At 63.6% G+C, this 19,383-nt stretch carries 23 protein-coding genes; 19 read left to right on the forward strand and 4 right to left on the reverse strand.

Features of this window, described 5'->3' with window-relative positions:
• Positions 1 to 62: 62 nt before the first annotated feature.
• The 3 genes from BLU37_RS22445 to BLU37_RS29565 are packed head-to-tail and all read right to left on the reverse strand — an operon-like array spanning position 63 to position 1,651.
• Positions 63 to 554 (reverse strand): GNAT family N-acetyltransferase, encoded by a 492-nt coding sequence (locus BLU37_RS22445; RefSeq protein WP_010448303.1) that lies wholly within the window; start codon positions 552 to 554, stop codon positions 63 to 65.
• Positions 555 to 611: 57 nt separating this feature from the next.
• Positions 612 to 929 carry a hypothetical protein gene (locus tag BLU37_RS22450; RefSeq protein ID WP_090209030.1) on the reverse strand — a complete coding sequence of 106 codons (318 nt, stop codon included), beginning with the start codon at positions 927 to 929 and terminating at the stop codon, positions 612 to 614.
• Between the two features lie 5 nt (positions 930 to 934).
• Positions 935 to 1,651 (reverse strand): hypothetical protein, encoded by a 717-nt coding sequence (locus tag BLU37_RS29565; protein ID WP_172832982.1) that lies wholly within the window; start codon positions 1,649 to 1,651, stop codon positions 935 to 937.
• A 155-nt stretch (positions 1,652 to 1,806) separates the two neighbouring features.
• Between BLU37_RS29565 and BLU37_RS29120 the strand changes: the two genes are divergently transcribed.
• Entirely contained in the window at positions 1,807 to 1,953 is a 147-nt protein-coding gene (locus tag BLU37_RS29120) for a hypothetical protein (RefSeq protein ID WP_155250486.1), read from the forward strand.
• Positions 1,954 to 1,970: 17 nt separating this feature from the next.
• On the opposite strand, the gene BLU37_RS22460 is transcribed toward BLU37_RS29120, so the two are convergent.
• A complete protein-coding gene (locus BLU37_RS22460; protein WP_090209033.1) occupies positions 1,971 to 2,693 on the reverse strand; it encodes a GntR family transcriptional regulator in 723 nt (240 codons plus the stop codon).
• A 143-nt stretch (positions 2,694 to 2,836) separates the two neighbouring features.
• Between BLU37_RS22460 and BLU37_RS22465 the strand changes: the two genes are divergently transcribed.
• The 18 genes from BLU37_RS22465 to BLU37_RS22550 all read left to right on the forward strand — a co-directional run bounded on the left by BLU37_RS22465 (position 2,837) and on the right by BLU37_RS22550 (position 19,362).
• A complete protein-coding gene (locus BLU37_RS22465) occupies positions 2,837 to 3,652 on the forward strand; it encodes an ABC transporter ATP-binding protein (RefSeq protein ID WP_090209036.1) in 816 nt (271 codons plus the stop codon).
• Positions 3,653 to 3,665: 13 nt separating this feature from the next.
• Positions 3,666 to 4,655, forward strand: coding sequence for an ABC transporter substrate-binding protein (locus BLU37_RS22470; protein ID WP_090209039.1), 990 nt, complete (start codon positions 3,666 to 3,668; stop codon positions 4,653 to 4,655).
• A 7-nt stretch (positions 4,656 to 4,662) separates the two neighbouring features.
• On the forward strand, positions 4,663 to 5,412 hold the full coding sequence (locus BLU37_RS22475) for an ABC transporter permease (RefSeq protein WP_010448292.1): 750 nt from the start codon (positions 4,663 to 4,665) through the stop codon (positions 5,410 to 5,412).
• A 50-nt stretch (positions 5,413 to 5,462) separates the two neighbouring features.
• A complete protein-coding gene (locus BLU37_RS22480; RefSeq protein ID WP_090209041.1) occupies positions 5,463 to 7,832 on the forward strand; it encodes a PHP domain-containing protein in 2,370 nt (789 codons plus the stop codon).
• 360 nt (positions 7,833 to 8,192) lie between these two features.
• The gene (locus tag BLU37_RS22485; protein ID WP_029533109.1) at positions 8,193 to 8,498 is read left to right on the forward strand and encodes a hypothetical protein; all 306 of its coding nucleotides are present in this window, start codon (positions 8,193 to 8,195) and stop codon (positions 8,496 to 8,498) included.
• A gap of 150 nt (positions 8,499 to 8,648) precedes the next feature.
• Entirely contained in the window at positions 8,649 to 9,182 is a 534-nt protein-coding gene (gene pilL2 / locus BLU37_RS22490) for a PFGI-1 class ICE element type IV pilus protein PilL2 (RefSeq protein ID WP_090209044.1), read from the forward strand.
• Positions 9,179 to 9,856 (forward strand): hypothetical protein, encoded by a 678-nt coding sequence (locus tag BLU37_RS22495; protein ID WP_090209047.1) that lies wholly within the window; start codon positions 9,179 to 9,181, stop codon positions 9,854 to 9,856. Before pilL2 ends, BLU37_RS22495 begins: the two co-directional genes overlap by 4 nt.
• A gap of 10 nt (positions 9,857 to 9,866) precedes the next feature.
• Complete coding sequence (locus BLU37_RS22500; RefSeq protein WP_090209051.1) at positions 9,867 to 10,586, forward strand: TIGR03759 family integrating conjugative element protein; 720 nt, start codon at positions 9,867 to 9,869, stop codon at positions 10,584 to 10,586.
• Positions 10,583 to 11,143: a lysozyme family protein gene (locus BLU37_RS22505; protein WP_090209053.1), complete on the forward strand. Its 561-nt coding sequence runs from the start codon at positions 10,583 to 10,585 to the stop codon at positions 11,141 to 11,143. Before BLU37_RS22500 ends, BLU37_RS22505 begins: the two co-directional genes overlap by 4 nt.
• Positions 11,140 to 11,655 carry an integrating conjugative element protein gene (locus BLU37_RS22510; RefSeq protein WP_090209056.1) on the forward strand — a complete coding sequence of 172 codons (516 nt, stop codon included), beginning with the start codon at positions 11,140 to 11,142 and terminating at the stop codon, positions 11,653 to 11,655. Before BLU37_RS22505 ends, BLU37_RS22510 begins: the two co-directional genes overlap by 4 nt.
• A 94-nt stretch (positions 11,656 to 11,749) precedes the next feature.
• Entirely contained in the window at positions 11,750 to 12,010 is a 261-nt protein-coding gene (locus BLU37_RS22515) for a hypothetical protein (protein WP_019361369.1), read from the forward strand.
• A gap of 292 nt (positions 12,011 to 12,302) precedes the next feature.
• The gene (locus tag BLU37_RS22520) at positions 12,303 to 12,707 is read left to right on the forward strand and encodes a TIGR03750 family conjugal transfer protein (RefSeq protein ID WP_090209059.1); all 405 of its coding nucleotides are present in this window, start codon (positions 12,303 to 12,305) and stop codon (positions 12,705 to 12,707) included.
• Positions 12,704 to 13,360, forward strand: a complete 657-nt coding sequence (locus BLU37_RS22525; protein ID WP_090209064.1) for a PFL_4703 family integrating conjugative element protein — start codon at positions 12,704 to 12,706, stop codon at positions 13,358 to 13,360. The genes BLU37_RS22520 and BLU37_RS22525 overlap by 4 nt, the downstream gene beginning before the upstream one ends.
• Positions 13,361 to 13,371: 11 nt before the next feature.
• On the forward strand, positions 13,372 to 14,250 hold the full coding sequence (locus BLU37_RS22530) for a TIGR03749 family integrating conjugative element protein (RefSeq protein WP_090209066.1): 879 nt from the start codon (positions 13,372 to 13,374) through the stop codon (positions 14,248 to 14,250).
• Positions 14,240 to 15,700, forward strand: a complete 1,461-nt coding sequence (locus BLU37_RS22535) for a TIGR03752 family integrating conjugative element protein (RefSeq protein WP_090210991.1) — start codon at positions 14,240 to 14,242, stop codon at positions 15,698 to 15,700. The genes BLU37_RS22530 and BLU37_RS22535 overlap by 11 nt, the downstream gene beginning before the upstream one ends.
• Complete coding sequence (locus BLU37_RS22540) at positions 15,681 to 16,100, forward strand: TIGR03751 family conjugal transfer lipoprotein (protein WP_090209069.1); 420 nt, start codon at positions 15,681 to 15,683, stop codon at positions 16,098 to 16,100. The genes BLU37_RS22535 and BLU37_RS22540 overlap by 20 nt, the downstream gene beginning before the upstream one ends.
• Complete coding sequence (locus BLU37_RS22545) at positions 16,100 to 18,862, forward strand: conjugative transfer ATPase (protein WP_090209071.1); 2,763 nt, start codon at positions 16,100 to 16,102, stop codon at positions 18,860 to 18,862. Before BLU37_RS22540 ends, BLU37_RS22545 begins: the two co-directional genes overlap by 1 nt.
• A gap of 86 nt (positions 18,863 to 18,948) precedes the next feature.
• Positions 18,949 to 19,362 (forward strand): TIGR03757 family integrating conjugative element protein, encoded by a 414-nt coding sequence (locus BLU37_RS22550; protein WP_029533101.1) that lies wholly within the window; start codon positions 18,949 to 18,951, stop codon positions 19,360 to 19,362.
• The last annotated feature ends 21 nt before the right edge of the window (positions 19,363 to 19,383 follow it).

Genomic DNA, 19,383 nt, shown 5'->3' on the forward strand with positions numbered 1-19,383 from the left:
AGGCTCAAACATAATTTGTTATGAACTCTACTTTATCAGCGTTCTCAAGTTCTACAAGCCGCTCAAAGCGACAGGATCATTTCATGCCAGGCCATGCCACCGTGATCCGATGGCGACGGCCGTACGTACTCATAGCCCATCTTGCGGTACAACTCGACGTGCTGTTCCTTGCACATCAGGTGGATGGTCTGCTTGTCCAACGACTTCATGCGCGCGATGAACTCGTTCATCAGCAGTTTGGCGTAGCCCTTGCCCTGATGCGCAGGGTCGACCACCACCGACATGATCACCACGTTCGGCGCCAGCGGATCATGGCCAACCAGTTCCTTGAACGCCTCGTCGGACATCACCACCTCATGGGCGCAGCCGCTGTTGATGAAGCCGGCGATGTCGCCGTCTGCCTCAAGCAGCAGGAAACCCTGCGGGTACTGGGTGATGCGGGTGCGGATCTTTTCCAGGGTAGCGGCTTCATCACCCTCATAGGCGCCAATTTCGATCTCGTAGCAGCGCTCGGCGTCTGGGGCGACAGGTTGGCGAAAATGCGGGGTACTCATGAATGTGTTCCAGAAAGTGAATCAAAGATCACATCATGTTATCAGCATCGTCCCCGTCTAATCGTATGCCTCCTCCCTGAGCAGGCAGAACTCGGGGCTCAACAACGACCTGATTGGTGCAGAGCGCTGCGTAGCATCCACATAGAGCAACACGTCATACTCGGCAAACCGTGCTTCAACAGCCTCCCCATCAAAAGGGTCGAGATTGTTTTTCAACACGAAGGATTCTTCTTCGCCGGCCTGAAACCGGTAGTAGATCCCAGCCTGATATGAGCTTTCCCTTTCTTCGAAAGTACAGCCCAAGGCACTTTCGACTTTCGACCGGGCATCCATAAGGCTCAGGCCCTTGAGGCCATACAACGCATAAATACTCATCACACTCACTTCGGCAAAATGACACTGGGGGCCCGGCTGGTTGCCAGAGCGACTGAGCCAAAAATCATGAAGTTGACTTCCCGTCCTGCCTGCCGGCTCAATCGATCCGCCAGATCATCCAGGCCCAATCGCTTGAGATCCCTGGCAGCGAGTGGCCCCGTACGCCGGCCGCCACTTCTGAGTCCAATGCCCAGGGACTCGGCCTTTTCCAGGATTGTCGGGCCGGCCAGCGCCACATCGAAATCGCTGATCCGGCGAACATCAAAGGCCTGCCCTGTGCGGAAGTTCTTACCCGTTACAGCGCTGCCCTGAAGAATCGGCTCGACATTATCATAGCCAGCACTGGACAAGCCCTCGCGGACACTCACGCCAAAACGACACAACGCCGACGTATTGGCAAACCCACCGAGCAGGCCATTGAAAACAGGTGGTTTGATCGAGCTGGACGGCTCAATGACCTGGCATCCGGCAACGTTTGCCGCACCTTGCAATCGATTGGCAACCGTCCCATCGACGCAAGGCACTGCCTTGAGGCTTGAGGGCGTTACAGCCGGTACAGGCCTGGGCGCACGTTGCAGTATCGAAGAGTAGGTCTGCGTATTGCGAACCGTCTCAAGCGACCGACCCAATAAGGTGACATCACACCGGGCGCGCTCGATCGGCGGCCCGGAAATCGACTGCACGGACGCACCGCCCAGCCCACCCCGAATATCAATTGGCATGTTGCTCGTACCTTGCGGCACTTGCGAAAAGCCCCGAACGACGCTTTCAGCAACAGTGCGAAGACCAAGCCCATAAAATCCCTACTTCAACAGATGCCCTCTTGGCCGATTCACGTTGAAACGCCAGAGCGGTCGATCTGGATAACGACCGCCCCGTGGCAGAATCCGGTTTCAACGCAATGGCAAAAGACTATAAGCAACGCCTGGGTCGTACCGTCAAAAAACGCCCCTGCCTACTGACCCCAGATGCAAAATTCCAGCATCGCAAAACACAAAACCTACAAGAGAAGGTAAAAGCCTGACGGAGCCCGGCTGCCAGTCAGCGAGTCTTGAACACCCCACTGAGCACAAACGCATACCGCTCCGGCCGGATGAAGAACGTCGTGCGATCACAGCAGCGGTCGTCGTCGAACCAGGAGGTGCGCTCCATCACCAGCAGCGCCGTACCGCGCTTCACTCCCAGATGCGCGGCCAGGGCCTTGTCCGCCTCGCGGGCACGGATGGCCATGTCGGCGCGGATCACCGCGCGTCCGGTGGTGCGCTCCAGCACCGAATACAACGGCACCTCTGCCATCTCCTTCCAGTCAACCTCCCGCAGCTCGTCCGTGAGGTAGCTGCAGGCATAGGCGATAGGTTCCTGATCGACCCAATGCAGGCGCTCGACCTTCACGCAGTGGTCATCGAACAGCAGCCTGAGCTCCTCGGGCACCGGGATGCGCGCATGCCCCAGCATGTTCATGGTCGGCTGCAGTCCTTGCAGCAACAACGACTCATGGAAGCTGCGCAAGGCATCCAGGTTGTGCCGCACTTGCTGGGCGGCGACGAAGGTGCCCTTGCCCTGCTTGCGCTCCACCACGCCCTCTTCTTCGAGCTTGCCGAGCGCCAGGCGAATGGTCACCCGGCTGACGGCGAAACGCGCCATCAATTCGGCCTCGGACGGCAGCTTGCCGTCGATGCCGTAATGGCCCTGCTGAATCTCCTGCAGCAACTGCTGGACGATCTGTTCGTAGAGGGAGGTGGCGCTTGCTCGCTGAAGAGTCACGTGATTACCGATCCGTTGGAATGAATGAAGTCGAGTGATGGCGCTTCGCTTCTAAGGTTATGACCATTTCGTCTTGGGACAACTTGTATTAATACGTATTATATCAGGCATTGACTATTCTAGATGACTCGGTGCCGCTTGCCATGTCCCATGCCGAACTTTACCTGCCCCCCGATGCGCTGAGCGTTCGCGATGTCGAATTTGCTTACCCGAACGGGCATGCCGTCTTCAAGGGACTGAGTCTGCGGGCCAGCCCCGGTGAGTTCGTGGCCATTCTCGGCCCGTCGGGCTGTGGCAAGACCACCCTGCTCAACCTGCTGTCCGGTTTTCAGAAACCGAAAGCCGGACAGGTGCTGGTCAACGGCCAGGCCACCCAGCCGGAGTTGCCCAGGCTCGGCTATGTGTTCCAGAGCCCGCAACTGTTCCCCTGGCTCAGCGCCCTGGAGAACGTGCGTTTCGGCCTCAAGCTCGCTGGCCGCGGTGATGCTGGGCAGCAACGCCGGCAGGCCTTGAAATACCTGCGCCTGGTCGGTCTGGAACACGCCGCGAACCAACTGCCGCGCCAGCTCTCCGGCGGCATGCAGCAACGTGTTTCGCTGGCCCGCGCCCTGGTGCTGGAGCCCGAAGTGTTGCTGATGGACGAGCCGTTCGCCGCCCTCGACGCGATCAGCCGCGCGGCGATGAACGAGGAAACCCTGCGGCTGTGGTCCACCCTCGGCCAGACCGTGCTGTTCATCACCCATGACATCGACGAGGCGGTGTTTCTTGCCGACCGCGTGGTGGTCATGAACATCGCGCCCGGCGGCCTTCACAGTGAACTGAGCATTGATTTGCCGCGCCCGCGCAGCAACCTGGAAACCCGCCGCTTGCCGGCGTTCCTCGACTACCGCAATGAGCTGATGGCGCGCATCAGCGAGGTCATGGCCGCGTCGCCCCTGCGCATCGACTCCACCCACTGATAACGAGCCCCGCATGATCAAGAAACTGCTCCTGCCCGTCGCCCTGGCGGCATCCTCCTGGCTGGCGTGCGCCCAGGCCGCCGAACCGCTGCGCATCGGCTACGTGTTCGCCATGGCCAACGCGCCGGTATTGATCGCCGACAAGCTCGGCTACTACCGCGACGAGGGCCTGGACGTCGACCTCAAGGCCCTGGGTGACGGCCCGGTGATCCAACAGGCCCTGGCCGCCCACGAACTGGATGTCGCCTACGTCGGCGCGCCACCGGTGTACCAGTGGTACGCCCGTGGTCTGAAAAGCGTGATCCTGGCCAAGGTCAACTACGGCCAGGCCGCCGTGCTCGCCGGCAGCAACAGCCCGATCCACGACCTGGCCGACCTCAAGGGCCACAAGCTGGCCGGGGTGAAGAAAGGCAGCGGGATGGACGTACTGTTGCGCGGCTACGTACTGGGCGAGCGCGCCGGGCTGAATCCGGACAGCGACCTGGACATCGTCGACATGCCGCCGGGCAACATGAATGCCGCGCTCGACCGAGGTATCGTCGATGCCGCGTTTTCCTGGGAACCTTTCGTCAGCCAGGCGCTGTTGCGGGGCTCGGCGCGCCTGCTGCTGGACGTCAACCAGGCGCTGCCGCATTACCCCTGGTACGTGGTTATCGGCTTGCCGGAAACCCTGCGTGATCGTCCCGACGACGTGGTGAAGCTGCTGCGCGCCCATCGCCGCGCCATCGCCTACCTGAACGAGCACCCGAACGAATCCAACGCGATCATCGCCGAGGCGTTCCGCCTGGAACCGGTGCAACGTCCCGACGGCAGCCAGGCCGATGGCCGGGCCATCGTCGCCGAAGCCCGCAAGCGCCTGGGCTGGTCGGCCGAGCTGAGCGATGCCGACCAGCAATTCATCGAGCGGCTGATGGGCTACTCCAACACGCTCAAGTTCATGAACACCACCGTGCCCCTCAAGGACCTGGTGGACACCTCCTACCTGCAGAAAGCCTCGCGCTGAGTCGCCCATGAAATTGCCAAGGCCCAATTGGGGCTGGGCTTCGCTGCCCTTTCTGCTGCTGGTCTGGATCGCCCTGGCCAGCCGCTTCCCGAGCTATGTGCTGCCGCAACCCTGGGTGGTCGCCGCCGAGGCGCTGCGCTGGATCGACGATGGCTCGCTGTGGAAGCAGTTTCGCGCCAGCGCCCTGGAGGAACTGGTCGGTTTCGGCAGCGCGGCGATCGTCGCGGTCATCGTCGGCACCGCCGCCGGCCTGTCGCGGCGTCTGCGCGAGTTCGTCGCGCCGCTCAACAGTCTGTTCATGGCGATCCCGCCGATCGCCTGGGCGCCGCTGATCCTGATCATCTTCGGGCTGGGGTTCTTCTCGATCATGCTGGTGATTTTCATCGCTGCCGTATTCCCGATGATCGTCACCCTGCAGGAAGGCGTACTCGGCATCCGCGACGGTGAAGTGCGCGCGGCCCGTACCCTGGGCGCCACCGCGCTGCAACTGCTGGTGCATGTCTACCTGCCAGCGTCGTTACCGTTCCTCACCGCCGCACTGCGCATCGGTTTCAGCCAGGGCTGGCGCGCGCTGGTGGCCGCCGAAATGATCGGTGCCTCTCAGGGCATCGGCTGGATGGTCTCGATGGGCGGCCAGATCGGCAACAGCAGCCAGGTGCTGCTGGGCATTGTCATCATCGGCCTGCTCGCCTGGCTGATGGAAAGCCTGGTGTTCCGAAGGCTGGAACATCACTACCAATCCTGGCGGGCCGCTTGAGGCGCCCTGCTGCTCCCTTTTTTCTTCACGACGTCCAACGAGGTATTTCCGTGAGCCAGACCTTCGATCCCCGTGATGCCGGCGAGTACATCGCGCCGAGCGGACTCTACGCCCGCAACAAGGCGCTGCCCTTCCTTGGCAGCATCCGTTGCGACCGCCAGACCCTGGTCGCCGGCCAGTGGGACGAGATCACCTTCGTCTACGAAGTCGGCGCCAGTGGCCTGGCCGACGGTGCCTGGCTCAAGCTGGCGTTCAAGTTCTATTCGGACTGGGCGTTGTTCCAGACCTCCAACCCGAGCGCCGCCAACTACGTCAGTGCCGAGTACCAGGCCGGCGAACTGGTGCCGGGCCAGAGCCCGGCCACGGTGCAGCACCTGAAGGTGCGCTTCGACCAGAAAGGTCATGAGCGGCCCTTCCAGAAGGCCATCCTGATCGACATCGTCGACGGCTACCTCAACCCCGGCGACCGCATCATCATCCGTCTCGGCGACCGTCGCCAGGGTGGCGCTGGCACCCGCGTGCAGAGCTTTGTCGAGAAGGACTTCCGCTTGCGGCTGTTCATCGATCCGCTGGGCAGTTCCAAGTTCGCCGAAGTACCGGGCGACCTGTTGCTGGACATCGTCCCCGGCGCGCCGGAGCGGTTGCAGGTGATCGCACCACGCCTGGTCGGCGCAGGCCAGCCGTTCGACATCCTGCTCCGGGCCGACGACGCCTGGGGCAATACCTGCCGACACACCCCGCTGGCGGGTGAACTCAGCCTGGCCGGGCCCGCCGCGCAAATGCAACGCCTGCCCTTCACCCTGGCCAGCGACGGCTGGGCCATCCTGCGGGTGCCGTCCATCGAGCTGGAGACGCAAGGCGAATGGTCAATCCAGGCCGTCACCGATCAGGCCGGCGTCCAACCGGCCTCGGCGTTCGTCAACGTCGACACGGCGCTCGACACCCTACGGCCGCTGTATGCCGACCTGCATGTCCACTCCGACGATACCGTGGGTACCAATGACACCCTGTACAACCTGAGCTACGGCCGCGATGTCGCCGGTCTGGATGTGCTCGGCTACACCGCCAACGACTTCAACATCACCGAACAACGCTGGGACGCGGCGGTCAAGCTGATCCACGAACTCAACGAACCGGGACGTTTCGTCTGTTACCCAGGCACCGAGTGGTGCGGCAACTCCTGCGCCGGTGGCGACCGCAACGTGGTATTCCTCCACGAGGGCAAGCCGGAGTTCCCGTTCGACGCCCAGGGACGCCTGGTGCGATCCTTCGAGTGGAACGAGTTCACTGCCGGCACCATCAAGCCCGGCACCTGGCCGGTGGATGAGCTGTACGCGGCCTACGCGCACAACCCGGAAGGCCACCTGATGATGCCCCACGTCGGCGGCCGGCGTTGCAACCTCGATTGGCACCACCCCGAGCTGGAGCGCCTGGTGGAAGTCGGCTCGGCCTGGGGCCAGTTCCACTGGGTCTACGCCGAGGCCCTGCAACGCGGCTACCGCGTCGGCGCTGCTGCCAACAGCGACGAGCACCAGGGGCGTTGCGGCGGCGGTGTACCGGCCACAGCGGTATTCGGCTCGCGCGGCGGCCTGACCGGCGTGATCGCCGAAACTTTCGACCGCGCCGGGGTTGGCCGTGCCTTGCGCGCCCGCCATACCTTCGCGACTACCGGCGAACGCAGCCTGGCGACACTAAGGCTGGGCGAGCACCTGATGGGCGATGTGGTGACGGTCAACGGCGAAACGGCCCTGGACTACCGCCTGCTGGGCGATGCCGGCTGGGAACAGATCGAACTGTTCCGTGGCGAGCAACCTATCTGGTCGCGCAACCTGCATGCCGAGGCAGGCTTGTCGTCACGACGGATTCGCCTGCGCCTGGGCGGTGCGCGGATCAAGGATCGCTATCGCGGTGCCTACTGGAGCGGCGAGATCAGCCTCACCGGAGCCACCCTCAACGCCTTCCGCTTCCTCGGTGCCGACCACCCCGAACAGGTGGCATGGCGCAAGGACGCCACCACCCTGGCGCTGAAGACCGACACCAACGGCGACACCGATAGCCTGGAAATCGATATTTCGCAGCTGACTGGCAGCCATATCACCGTACAGTTGCGGATCGAGGGTTACGTCAAGGTCGGCGACCCGCTCGAACCGCACCCGCATGTGCATGCCCCTACGGTGGCGCTGCAACTGAGCGGCGAGGAACTGCTGGCCAGTGGTTCGATCATCAGGCAGCTACCGGGTGCCGAGTTGCAGGTTTCGCTGGAGCAGATCAGCGAGGCACCACTGCCGCGCGAGGTCTCAGGGCGGATCGAACTGGGTTCGCTGAATCTGGAAAAAGGTCGCGAGCATCCGCTGTTCATCAGCGCCCGCCAGCGTGATCAGTCGCGGGTCTGGACGTCGGCACTGTTCGTCACGCCTTGACGGGCGACAGCGGAAAAAACCTGTTGCAGAAGGGGTTTTGACAGCCCTCTCGCTGTTGTTCATTGTGAGAGGGCATACCGCTGACCTCGTCAGCACCTTGCCGATGTAGCTTGGATCCGAAGGGCTACGCTACGCCATTGCGTAGGGTCCGCCCCCAGGTCGCAGCGCTTCCAGTCATGCGACCAATCGACCTGCGTCGATGGAAGCCTTGCTGTCACGCCGCTGTTCTCCCCTTTACACCCTCCGCTCAAAGCAGGTGCTCAACGACACGGGCGCGACCTGCTGCATCGCCTTGCTACCTCAACCGGGAAATCACCTCCCGGTCGGGACCGGTGGTTTCTCTCGATCAGGAGAAGTCATATGTCCCCTCTGCAACAGGCGGGTGATACCCCTCAATACGCCATTGTGCTGACCCCGCTGGTCTGGAAGAAAGCCGTAAAGGGCTACAAGAACCAACGGGGTTCAACCTTTGAAAGCCGGCTGCGCGAAGTGCTTCAGGCAACGGCCAAGGCACACAGGCAACACCCGCAAGCGCAGCAGGTTCATTTCGACCTGTACCCGCTTCTGGAGAGACGGTTCCGTTTGAAGCTGGTACTCAACCTGGTGAACCCCATCCACGGGCCACCGTACCTGCTCCTTTCGCTCAAGGAAGAATCGAACGCGTGACCCTCGGGATTGCCCCTCGGCAAACCACACTCAAGCCCGACGCTGTCGGGCTTTTTTCTGCAAAACCCCACTCACCCCGATCCAGTTTCCTTGCAGCAACGCTCCGGCTGATTTGCAACCGTGTACTCATCACCGCGTGAGGACACCCGGATGCATCACTCCCCTACCCGGCCCCTGGCCGCTCTTGTCACCCTTGCTTTACCGCTGACGGCGATCGCGCTGTCGGGCTGCGTTTCGCCAGAACCGTCACCTGCGCCAGCAGTGCCCGGCCTGGCGACGGTCACGCGACTGCCCGTGTCATCCAAACCCCACCCGCTGCAGCCTGAACGTTCGCCGCCGCTACGCACGGGGCGCTACACCCTGACCAACACACTGCCACGCACCGATCAGCTCGATCTTCTGCAACAGGTGATCGAGATCCGCATACCGGACCACCTGAACCCCAACGTTCAAGACGCCATGACGCATGTCCTGCGCCAGTCGGGCTATCGCCTGTGCACCGCCCCCGAGGGCGTGCAGGTGCTGTATGCCCATCCGCTACCCGCCGCGCACTACCACCTGGGCCCGGTCACGCTCGGCAACGCCCTGCTGGCTCTGGCGGGACCGGCCTGGCAGGTCGAGGTCGACGAGCGTGCCAGACGAATCTGCTTCAGTGCGACACAACTGGCGGGAGATCCACGATGAAACGCCCTTCTCGGCTTGTGCTGATACAAGGAGCCGCAGTGCTGCTGTTGGTCGGTTGCGCAGTGCTCTTCGCCACTAAGCTCGCGACGCTCTCGCAAGCGGTGCAATCACGGCACTGCGCCGAACAGATACAACGTCTGCAACAGCAGTTGCAGAGGCTCGATCACGAACTGGAAGGCCTGCAACCCTTCCCGGGCGTGCTCAAGGAGGACTACCAGCACGCCCAGCAGTCGGCCCTGCAGAGACTTGCGGCCCTGGAAACCAGCGCCCGTGCGGTCGATAGCGTCGCCTCGAACGTGACCACGATAAATACCCAGGTACAAGACCTCGAAGCCACGTTGCTGACCCTGAAAGCTGCCGGGGAGAAATGTCCCTTGGCCTGCGCCGCCACTACGGAGCCCGCCCGCACACCAGCGCCTTCCAGCAGGAAAACCCGCGCGAAAAGCCCGGCCCTGCGCCAGCCCGGTCCACCACCTTTCACCCTGATAGGCCTTGAGTCACGCGCGGGCGAGTCATTTCTGGCCGTCATTCCCCAAGGCCTTCAGCGGCTGGCAGAGGTGCACCTGCTGCGCCCCGGCATGCGCCTCCAAGGCTGGCAACTGACGGCCCTGGATTCGACAAAGGCCGCTTGGCTCAAACCAGACGGCGCGGTTGCCACGCTGTCGATTCCATGAGGGCCGAACCATGAACGCCTACCCGATGTGGTCACTGTGGAGCATGGCGCTCCTGTCATTGCCTGGCGTGGCACAGGCCCAGGCATTCAACCCGCCGGCCGAAGAAAGCAGCGTTTACCAAGAGAGCCAGCTCGAGCAGCAGCGCGCCACCGACTGGGGGCTCAAGCATGAGGAATGGCAGCGTTATCGACGCCTGATGGAAGGCCCGCTGGGGGTCTACTCACCCCATCTCGATCCACTGACGGCCTTGGGCATCGAGGCCCGCGATTCGGCCGAACAGGAGCGCTACGCCCATCTGCAGGTCCAGATCGAGTTCGTCCGCCTGCAAAAACTGATGGATTATCAGAACGCCTATGACCGGGCCTACAAACGCCTGTACAGCGGTCACTTGCCAGTCAACCTGCTGGGCAACGGCCAGTCGCCGCTGTCCTCGCCACTGGAAACCACAGGCCGGCTCGCGGTGTTCGTCAAACCCCGGTGCAAGGCCTGCATGAGCCGGGTCCGACAGTTACAACGGGAAGGACAACCCTTCGATCTCTACCTGACCGATGCCCAGGCAAATGACAGCCTCCTGCGCGACTGGGCCAGACAGGCCGGCATCGACCCGCACAAGGTACGCCTGCGGGAGATCACCCTCAATCACGACTCCGGACACTGGGCACGCCTGGGCGACCAAGGGGCCATGCCGGCCGTGATGCGATCGGCCAACGGTCGCTGGACACGCCAATGAACGGCGCTCATCCATGGCTATACGGTGCATTGCTGAGCGGCTGCCTGCTGGCCCTGCCCGCCACCGCGTCATCACCGCCCCTGGCTTATCAATGGGCCACGCAAGGCACCGAGGTCCCGGCAGCCGTTCTGTACGCGCTGGCCCTGCAGGAAAGTGGCGCCTGGCTGCGGGGCCGGCGGGTCCCCTGGCCCTGGACCCTGAATGTCGCCGGTGAAGGCCAGCGCTTTGCCGACCGTCGCTCGGCCTGCCGGGCCCTGCTGCTGGCCCTCGATGACGTGGGCGCCAAACGCGTGGATGCCGGGCTCGGCCAGATCAACCTGGGCTGGAACGGCCAGCATTTCAGCCATCCCTGCCAGGCGCTGGACCCTTACCACAACCTGAGCGTTGCCGCCCGCCTGTTGCGGGCACACAAGGAGCCCGGCATCGACTGGGTGACTACCGCCGGGCGCTATCACCGCCCCCTCGGCGGCACGCCGGCCGAACGTTATCGCAGGGCCTTTGCCCGCCATCTGGCCCGGGTTTCGCCGGGCTCCGCTCAAGGAAGAAACGTCCCATGACATCCATTCGTTTTGTCGGTGCCCTGGCGCTGCTGGTATCACTTGGCATCGAGGCTGAGCTCCAGGTCGTCGAGGACCTGGGTGGCACGTCCGCGCTGGCCTATTACCGCTCGCTCAATCTGTCGACACGGCAAACGCCCACCGCCGCTATCCGCCTGCCCAACGTACGCCGCAACCCCTACAGCGAGGCGGACATGCTGCCGGTCCGCTCGCCTGCCCTGAAGCCCGGCCGGGTCGCTGCACGCGTACACAACATCCCCGGCCTGCGCCCGATTTTCCTGGTGGGCGATGACGACCTGTCGCGGCGCTGGCTACAGGAACGGCTCGAAGTGCTGCGCGACCTGCAGGCCATCGGTCTGCTGATCAATGTGCCAAACCTCCAGGCGCTGAACGAGTTACGCCAACTGGGCAGAGGACTGGACATGACCCCGGCCCCAGCCGACGACCTGGCGCAGCGGCTGGGCATCGAACACTACCCCGTACTCGTCACCGCCACCGGCCTGGATCAATAGCCATGTCACTTCCCCTTGCGTCACTGCGCCTTGCATTACTGAGCCTTGCCAGCGACACGCCTGCCCGCACCGCGGACCCGATGCCGAGGCAGCCATGAAATGGGCCTCCCGGGTCGAGTTGCGTTTTGTCGCACTGTGGGCGCCCAGCACCTCGACCCAGGCCATCTGCGCCGACCTCAACGCCCTGTTGGGCGCGGCCCAGTTGGGACTGCTCGATGGCCACAACCTCTACCCCCTGCTGCAGGAACATGGCCTGAGTCCCAGGTGGGTCGGGGCCAAGGGGATCGAGGTCCAGGACCCCGTGGCCGGGACATTGCTGCTCTGCTTCGAATTGCGCGAAGTGACCATTCATTGAAGGGAATAGACCTCGCCATGCCCGTAGAGAAGTCGAACCGCAAAACCCACGCGCGCCAGTCCTGTTTTCCGACTGCGCGCCTGTACAGCCTGCGGCACGCTCGCTGAACGGTCCTCAAGCGCAACGCCTGCATGCCTCTTGCCTTGAAATGCCCGCACGATCTCGCGCAGGCGACCTGATGAGTTCACCCATTCCCCAGCACGCCATGGAGGCCGCCAATGATCATCCTCTCGTTCCTCAAGACACCTTGTTGCACTGAGCGCCATGGCGGTGCGTTGAGGAGACAGCCGAAATGACCTACGACCCGGATCACTGCCTGCCCGACGGCACCATTCGTTTTCTGCCGTCGCGCCTCAACCATCAACCCGTCATTGTCCTGGGACTCACCGCGGATGAGATGTGGATCACCGTCACCGTCGCCGCGCTGGTCGGCACCGGCGTGGGGATCGTCGCGGCGTTGCTGTTGCAGAGTATCGCCCTGGTACCGTCTGGGATCGTGTTGTGTATAGGCCTGGGCCTGTTCACGGGTGGCAGGCTGCTGCGTCGCCACAAACGCGGCAAGCCTCAGACCTGGTTGTACCGATACCTGCAATGGCGCCTGGCAACGGGCTGTCCCCTGTTGAGCGCCTGGCTCGGTGCCAGCGATCTGGTGACCCGTTCGGGCCTGTGGAGCACACGCCGGAGTCCACGACCATGAGCCGCTTCAAGAATGAAGTGAGCCGCTTGCAGGCCCACGTCACCTCCCTGCGTGCCAGTTGCGGCCTGCTGTTCGGTGTGGCCCTACTGCTGGGGCTGGGTTGGTGGGACGCACCGAAAAACCTGACCATCAACATCCCGCCGGACTTGCGTTCAGGCAGCACGCGCAAATGGTGGGAAGTACCGCCGGAGTCGGTCTATACCTTCGGGCTGTACATCTTCCAGCAACTCAACCGCTGGCCCACCGATGGCGAGAAAGACTATCTGCACGCCATCCACAAGCTCTCCGCCTACCTCACGCCCCACTGCACGGCCTTGCTGGAGGAAGACTTCCAGCAGCGCCAGACCGCCGGCGAACTTCGTAGCCGCACCCGAGGGGTTTTCGAGATTCCCGAGCGCAGCTACGGCCAGTCCCCGCAACGGCGAGTCAAGGTGCTGGGGCGTGACCAATGGGTACTCAATCTCGACCTCGCCACCGAAGAGTTCTACGGCTCGGAGCGGGTCAAGCAGAGCTTCGTGCGCTACCCGCTCAAGGTGGTGCGCCGGGACATCGATCCGGAGAAAAACCCGTTCGGCCTGGCCCTGGACTGCTACGACGGCGCGCCGCAGCGCATCAGCACCTGGTCGTCTAACGACGACGCCAATCCCCGGTAAGGACACCCCTGATGCGCCACACCTGCTTTTTCATCGCCCTTTGCCTGGGCCACGGCGCGGCACACGGCGTCGAGCTGATGACCTGGGAACGCCTGCCCCTGGCCGTGCCGTTACAGGTGGGTCAAGAGCGTGTGCTGTTCATCGACCAGAACGTGCGGGTCGGCGTACCCCGCTCGCTCGGCGACAAGCTGCGTATCCAGAGTACGGGCGGCACCTTGTACCTGCGGGCCAATGCGCCGATCGAACCGACCCGGCTGCAACTGCAGGACGTGCACAGCGGTGAACTCATCCTGATCGATATCGCGGCCAGCGATCGGCAAGGCGCGACGGCCCTTGAGCCGATCCGCATCGTCAAGGGCGTCACCCGGCCTGCCCGTTATGCCGGCGCTTCGACGACCTCGCCGCGAAAAGACAGAAACGAGCGAACCGACAAGGCCCATACCAGCCGGGAGACACCGATACCGGTCACCCTGACCCGCTACGCGGCGCAAAATCTCTACGCCCCGCTGCGGACGGTGGAACCGTTGCCGGATGTGGTCGCGATGCAGCTACGCCGATCACCGGATCTTTCCAGCCTGCTGCCCAGCCAGCCGGTGTCGCCCCATCTGCTGGGGGCCTGGCAACTGGACGATTACATCGTCAGCGCGGTCAGGCTGAAAAACCTCGCCAAGACCACTCTCGCGCTCGACCCGCGCGAGCTGCAGGGCGACTTCATCAGTGCCACCTTCCAGCATGCCTACCTGGGTGCCAGCGGCCAGCCCAGCGACACGACGGTGGTCTATCTGGTGACACGCGGACGCGACCTCGCGCAATCGCTGCTGCCCACAATCAGCCCGTTCGGTGGAGAGCAGCGCGCCAATACCCTGCGGGGGAATGCCGATGAAAAGTAATGCCCTGCTCAAATGGTTGCTGCTTCCCCTGGTGCTGCTGGCACTGTTTGGCCTGCTGCGGGCCTGTTCCGGCAAGGACGCGGGGCAAGACCCCTCCGACCAGAGCGGGCACCGTCTGACCCCTGAGGAAATGAAACAACTGGGGATCGACGGCGACACCCCGCACGACACCGTCGCCACCCTGGTCGCCCAGACCAAGGCCATGCGCGAGGAACTCAAGGCGCTGCTCGCCGAGAACAAGGACCAGCAGGAGGAAAACACCCGCCTGCGCCAGCGCGACAGCGAGATCGACCAGCGCATCCAGAAGATCCTCAATACCGAATTGCAGCGCAGCCCACAGGGTTCCAGCCAGGGACTGAGCCCACAACAGCGGCAGAGCCTGCTGGAAGACTTGCAGCAGAAGCTGTCGACTCAATTCCTGGGCAGGCAGGACCCGGACCTGCCCATTGGCCTCGGTCTCGAGCCGGGCGACGAAAGCCGCTTCGCCCAGGACGAACTGGTCTGGACCGAGCCTCAGGACGCGAGTGCCCTCGACCACCAGGGCAAGCCGCTGGCTGCGGCCTCCGGCAAGGCCACGCAGGGCCTGCTGTTCCCCAACGCCTTCAACAGCGGGAGCGATCAGGGCCAACCGAAGGAAAACACCGGTGCCGTCAGCCGCGACCTGAGCAACGCTGAAACCCAGGCGTCTGCCAGCCCCGTCTACACCCTGCCGGAAAACAGCACCCTGACCGGCTCCGTCGCCATGACCGCGCTGATCGGACGGGTCCCGGTGGACGGCGTGGTCAATGACCCCTACCCCTTCAAGGTACTGATCGGCCCGGACAACCTGACCGCCAATGGCATCGACCTGCCAGACGTCGCTGGCGCCGTGCTCAGCGGTACGGCCGCTGGCGACTGGACCCTGTCCTGCGTACGCGGGCAGATCCTCAGCCTCACCTTCGTCTTCCAGGACGGGCGCATACGCACCTTGCCGACGCCACAAAAGCTGACCAGCCGACAGGGCAACAGCCAAGCGACCGGCGCCTCGTCCGGCAAGATCCAGGGCGGCATCGGCTGGCTCAGCGACCCGTATGGCGTGCCCTGCATTGCCGGCGAACGACGCTCCAATGCCCAACAGTACCTGGCCAGCCGAAGCCTGATCACTGCCGCCGGAGCCGGTGTCGCGGCGCTGCTCGAAGCCGACAAGGCCGATACCGGTACCGTCCTCACGCCCGGCGGAGCCACGGTCGGCGCCGGTCCGTCGGCGCTCAACAGCGTTCTCTCCGGCGGCGTGAAAGACGTCGGCGACTGGGTCAACAAGCTTTATGGCCAGGCCTTCGCGGCGGTCTATGTGCAGCCTGGCGCCCAAGTGGCCGTGCACCTGGACCGGCAACTGGAGATCGACTACGAAACCCTTGGCCGCCAGGTGCGGCACGTTGCAGGAGCAGCCCATGCCACTACCCTCGATTAAGCCACTGCCCAGCCTGCTGTTGGGCTTGCTGCTCGCCAGCGGCTGCAGCACCGACAAGGCGCACCTGCTGCCCCATGGTTCGCAGACCATGACGGATATCTGGGACAGCCAGTCCGGGCACGCCACCCAAGCGCCCTTGAACCGCCGTCTCGAAGACACGCGCCAGACCCTGAACCGCCCAATCGACGAGCGCCCGACCGACACGCCCGGTTATACCCGAACCGCCCGGAACGAGATCCACAGCCAGTTCAAGCGCCTGCCCAACCCGGACCTGGTGATGTACGTCTTTGCGCATCTGGCCGGCTCCGATCCGGTACCGGTGCCGGGCTACAGCACGGTGTTTCCCTTCTACCAACGGGTGCAATACGCCTTGCCCGGCGAACGCACGGAGCAATACTGATGCCATCGAAACAGCGCAAACCCGCCACCGAAGCCGATGAGCAGGCCCTCTATAGCGTCACCCCCAGTTTCGTCGAACTATTGCCCTGGGTCGAGTTCCTGCCCGAGTCGCAATGCCTGCTGCTGGAGGATGGCGAGTCGGTGGCGGCGTTCTTCGAGCTCACCGCCATCGGCACCGAGGGACGCGAGGCGAGTTGGCTGCGCAACGTGCGCGATGCTCTGGAGAACGCCCTGCAAGACAGCTTCGACGAACTGGAGCAACAGCCCTGGGTCCTGCAACTCTATGCCCAGGACGAAACCGACTGGGAGGGCTATCTGCAGACACTCGGCGCCTACGTCCAGCCGCGCGCCCATGGCTCGGCGTTCACCCGCTGCTATCTGCGGATGTTCGGCCAGCATCTGGAGGCGCTGTCGCAAGCGGGCGGACTGTTCGAAGACACGGCGGTCACCCAGCTGCCCTGGCGCGGGCAATGCCGCAAAATCCGCCTGGTGGTGTACCGGCGCAGCAAGGGCACGCCGAGGCAACGCGGACAAAACAGCGAGCAGGCGCTCAACAGCCTGTGCGAACGCCTGGTCGGCGGCCTGGGCAATGCCGGCGTGAAAGCCCGCCGCCTCGATGGCGCGCAGATCCACCATTGGCTGCTGCGCTGGTTCAATCCGCAACCGGATCTGCTGGGCGACACCCCGCAGGATCGCAAGCGCTTCTACCAACAGGCCGGCTATCCGCCGGATGACGCCGACGATGAACTGTCGTTGGCCAGCGGCACTGACTTCGCCCAACGCCTGTTCTTCGAACAACCCAGCTCGGACAGGGAGCATGGGCTGTGGTACTTCGACCGGATGCCCCACCGTGTCGTGGTGCTCGACCGCCTGCGTAACGCGCCGATGACCGGCCACCTGACCGGAGAAACGGCCAAGGGTGGCGACGCCATCAACGCCCTGTTCGATCAGATGCCCGAAGACACCGTACTCTGCATCACGCTGGTGATCACCCCGCAGGACAATCTGGAGGCGCACCTCAACCACCTGGCCAAGAAATCCGTGGGCGATACCCTGGCGTCCGAACAGACGCGGGACGACGTGCAGCAGGCTCGCTCGCACCTGGGCAGCGCCCACAAACTGTACCGCGCCGCCGTGGCGTTCTACCTGCGCGGCGAGAATCTTGAGGTGCTTGATCGGCGCACCTTGCAACTCAACAATGTGATGCTCAACGCCGGGCTGCAGCCGGTACGCGACGAGCATGAAGTCGCCCCCCTCAACAGCTACCTGCGCTGGCTGCCGTGCGTATTCAACCCCGGCGTACGCCACAGCGAGTGGTACACCCAGCTGATGTTCGTCCAGCACGTCGCCAACCTGGCGCCGATCTGGGGGCGCAGTGAAGGCACCGGGCATCCCGGCTTTACCTTCTTCAATCGCGGCGGCGGGCCATTGACCTTCGACCCTCTCAACCGCCTCGATCGGCAGATGAACGCCCATCTGTTCCTGTTCGGCCCGACCGGCGCCGGCAAGTCGGCCACCCTCAACAACCTGCTCAACCAGGTGGTTGCGATGTATCGGCCACGGCTGTTCATCGCCGAGGCCGGCAACAGCTTCGGCCTGTTTGCCGACTTCGCCCGGCGCCTGGGCCTGAAGGTCCACCGGGTCAAACTCGCACCCGGTTCCGGCGTCAGCCTGGCCCCCTTCGCCGATGCCCACCGACTGGTGGACACACCGACCAGGGCGATGCTTGCGGACACCGATGAACTCGATGAAAACGACGGCGACGAGCGCGATGTACTCGGCGAACTCGAAATCACCGCGCGCCTGATGATCACCGGCGGCGAAGACAAGGAAGAGCAACGCCTGACCCGTGCCGACCGCAGCCTGATTCGCCAGAGCCTGCTCAACGCCGCCCAGGCCTGCACCGCACGGGGCAAGACCGTGCTGACCGAGGACGTACGCGATGCCTTGCGCGACATGGGCCAGGATAGCGGCCTGCCGGAACCACGCCGCCTGCGCCTGCAGGAAATGGCCGATGCCATGGACATGTTCTGCCAGGGTGCCGACGGTGACCTGTTCAACCGCGACGGCACACCCTGGCCGGAAGCCGACATCACCCTGGTGGACCTCGCGACCTACGCCCGCGAGGGCTACAACGCCCAACTGTCGATTGCCTATATCTCGCTGATCAATACCGTGAACAACATCGCCGAACGTGACCAGATGCTCGGACGACCGATCATCAACGTCACCGACGAAGGCCATATCATCACCAAGAACCCGCTGCTGTCGCCCTACGTGGTGAAGATCACCAAGATGTGGCGCAAGCTCGGTGCCTGGTTCTGGCTCGCCACCCAGAACGTCGACGACCTGCCCAAGGCCGCAGAACCGATGCTGAACATGATCGAATGGTGGATCTGCCTGAACATGCCGCCGGATGAGGTCAACAAGATCGCCCGCTTCCGCTCGCTCACCGACGCGCAGAAAACCCTGATGCTGTCCGCCCGCAAGGAGTCGGGGAAATTCACCGAGGGGGTGATCCTGTCCAAGTCCATGGAGGTGCTATTTCGCGCGGTACCGCCAAGCCTCTACCTGACCATGGCGATGACGGAGCCGGAAGAAAAGGCCGAACGCTTTGCACTGATGAATGCCCGGGGCATCAGCGAACTGGAGGCAGCCATGGCCGTGGCCCAACGGATGGATCAGGCGCGCGGCATCACTACACTGGCAGAAGGTGCGGCCTACATCGATTACCGTGACGAAGAGGCAGAGCCGCCGCGATAAAAGCGGCAACCCGCAAAACAGTTTTCCGGCTGTGATCACCCAGGTTTTTCGCGAGGATTCGGTTTTCTGTCAACCGGACCCTCGCCATGACGAACCCTCTGCTCCTGCGACTGCTGCGACTGTGTAGCCCCGCGACCCTGCTTGCCTGCCTATCTCCCTGCCTGGCTGAAACCTGGGTCATCACCGATTCGGCACACCCCGTCGACCTGCCGGCCGATACGCAACTGATCCAGCTCGACCGTCTCGATCAACTGGAAGTCAGTCTTTTTCAGGATCTGCCCGCTGACCCCGCCCAGGCCCAAGCGGCCTTCAAGGAGCACATGACGGCCGATGCCGCAGCCGATATCGATCGCGCTCATCAAGACATCGTCAATGCCTGGAGTCTGGGGGTCAGCAAGATTCCGGCCGTCGTCGTCGACCGGCAGTACGTCGTCTACGGCGACCCGAACGTTGCGCGTGCGCTGACGAAAATCGAGCATTTTCGTCGGGCCAGCCGATAAGGGCCTGCACATGTCGGGTCG

The organism is Pseudomonas asplenii (genome assembly GCF_900105475.1).
Lineage (GTDB): Bacteria > Pseudomonadota > Gammaproteobacteria > Pseudomonadales > Pseudomonadaceae > Aquipseudomonas > Aquipseudomonas asplenii.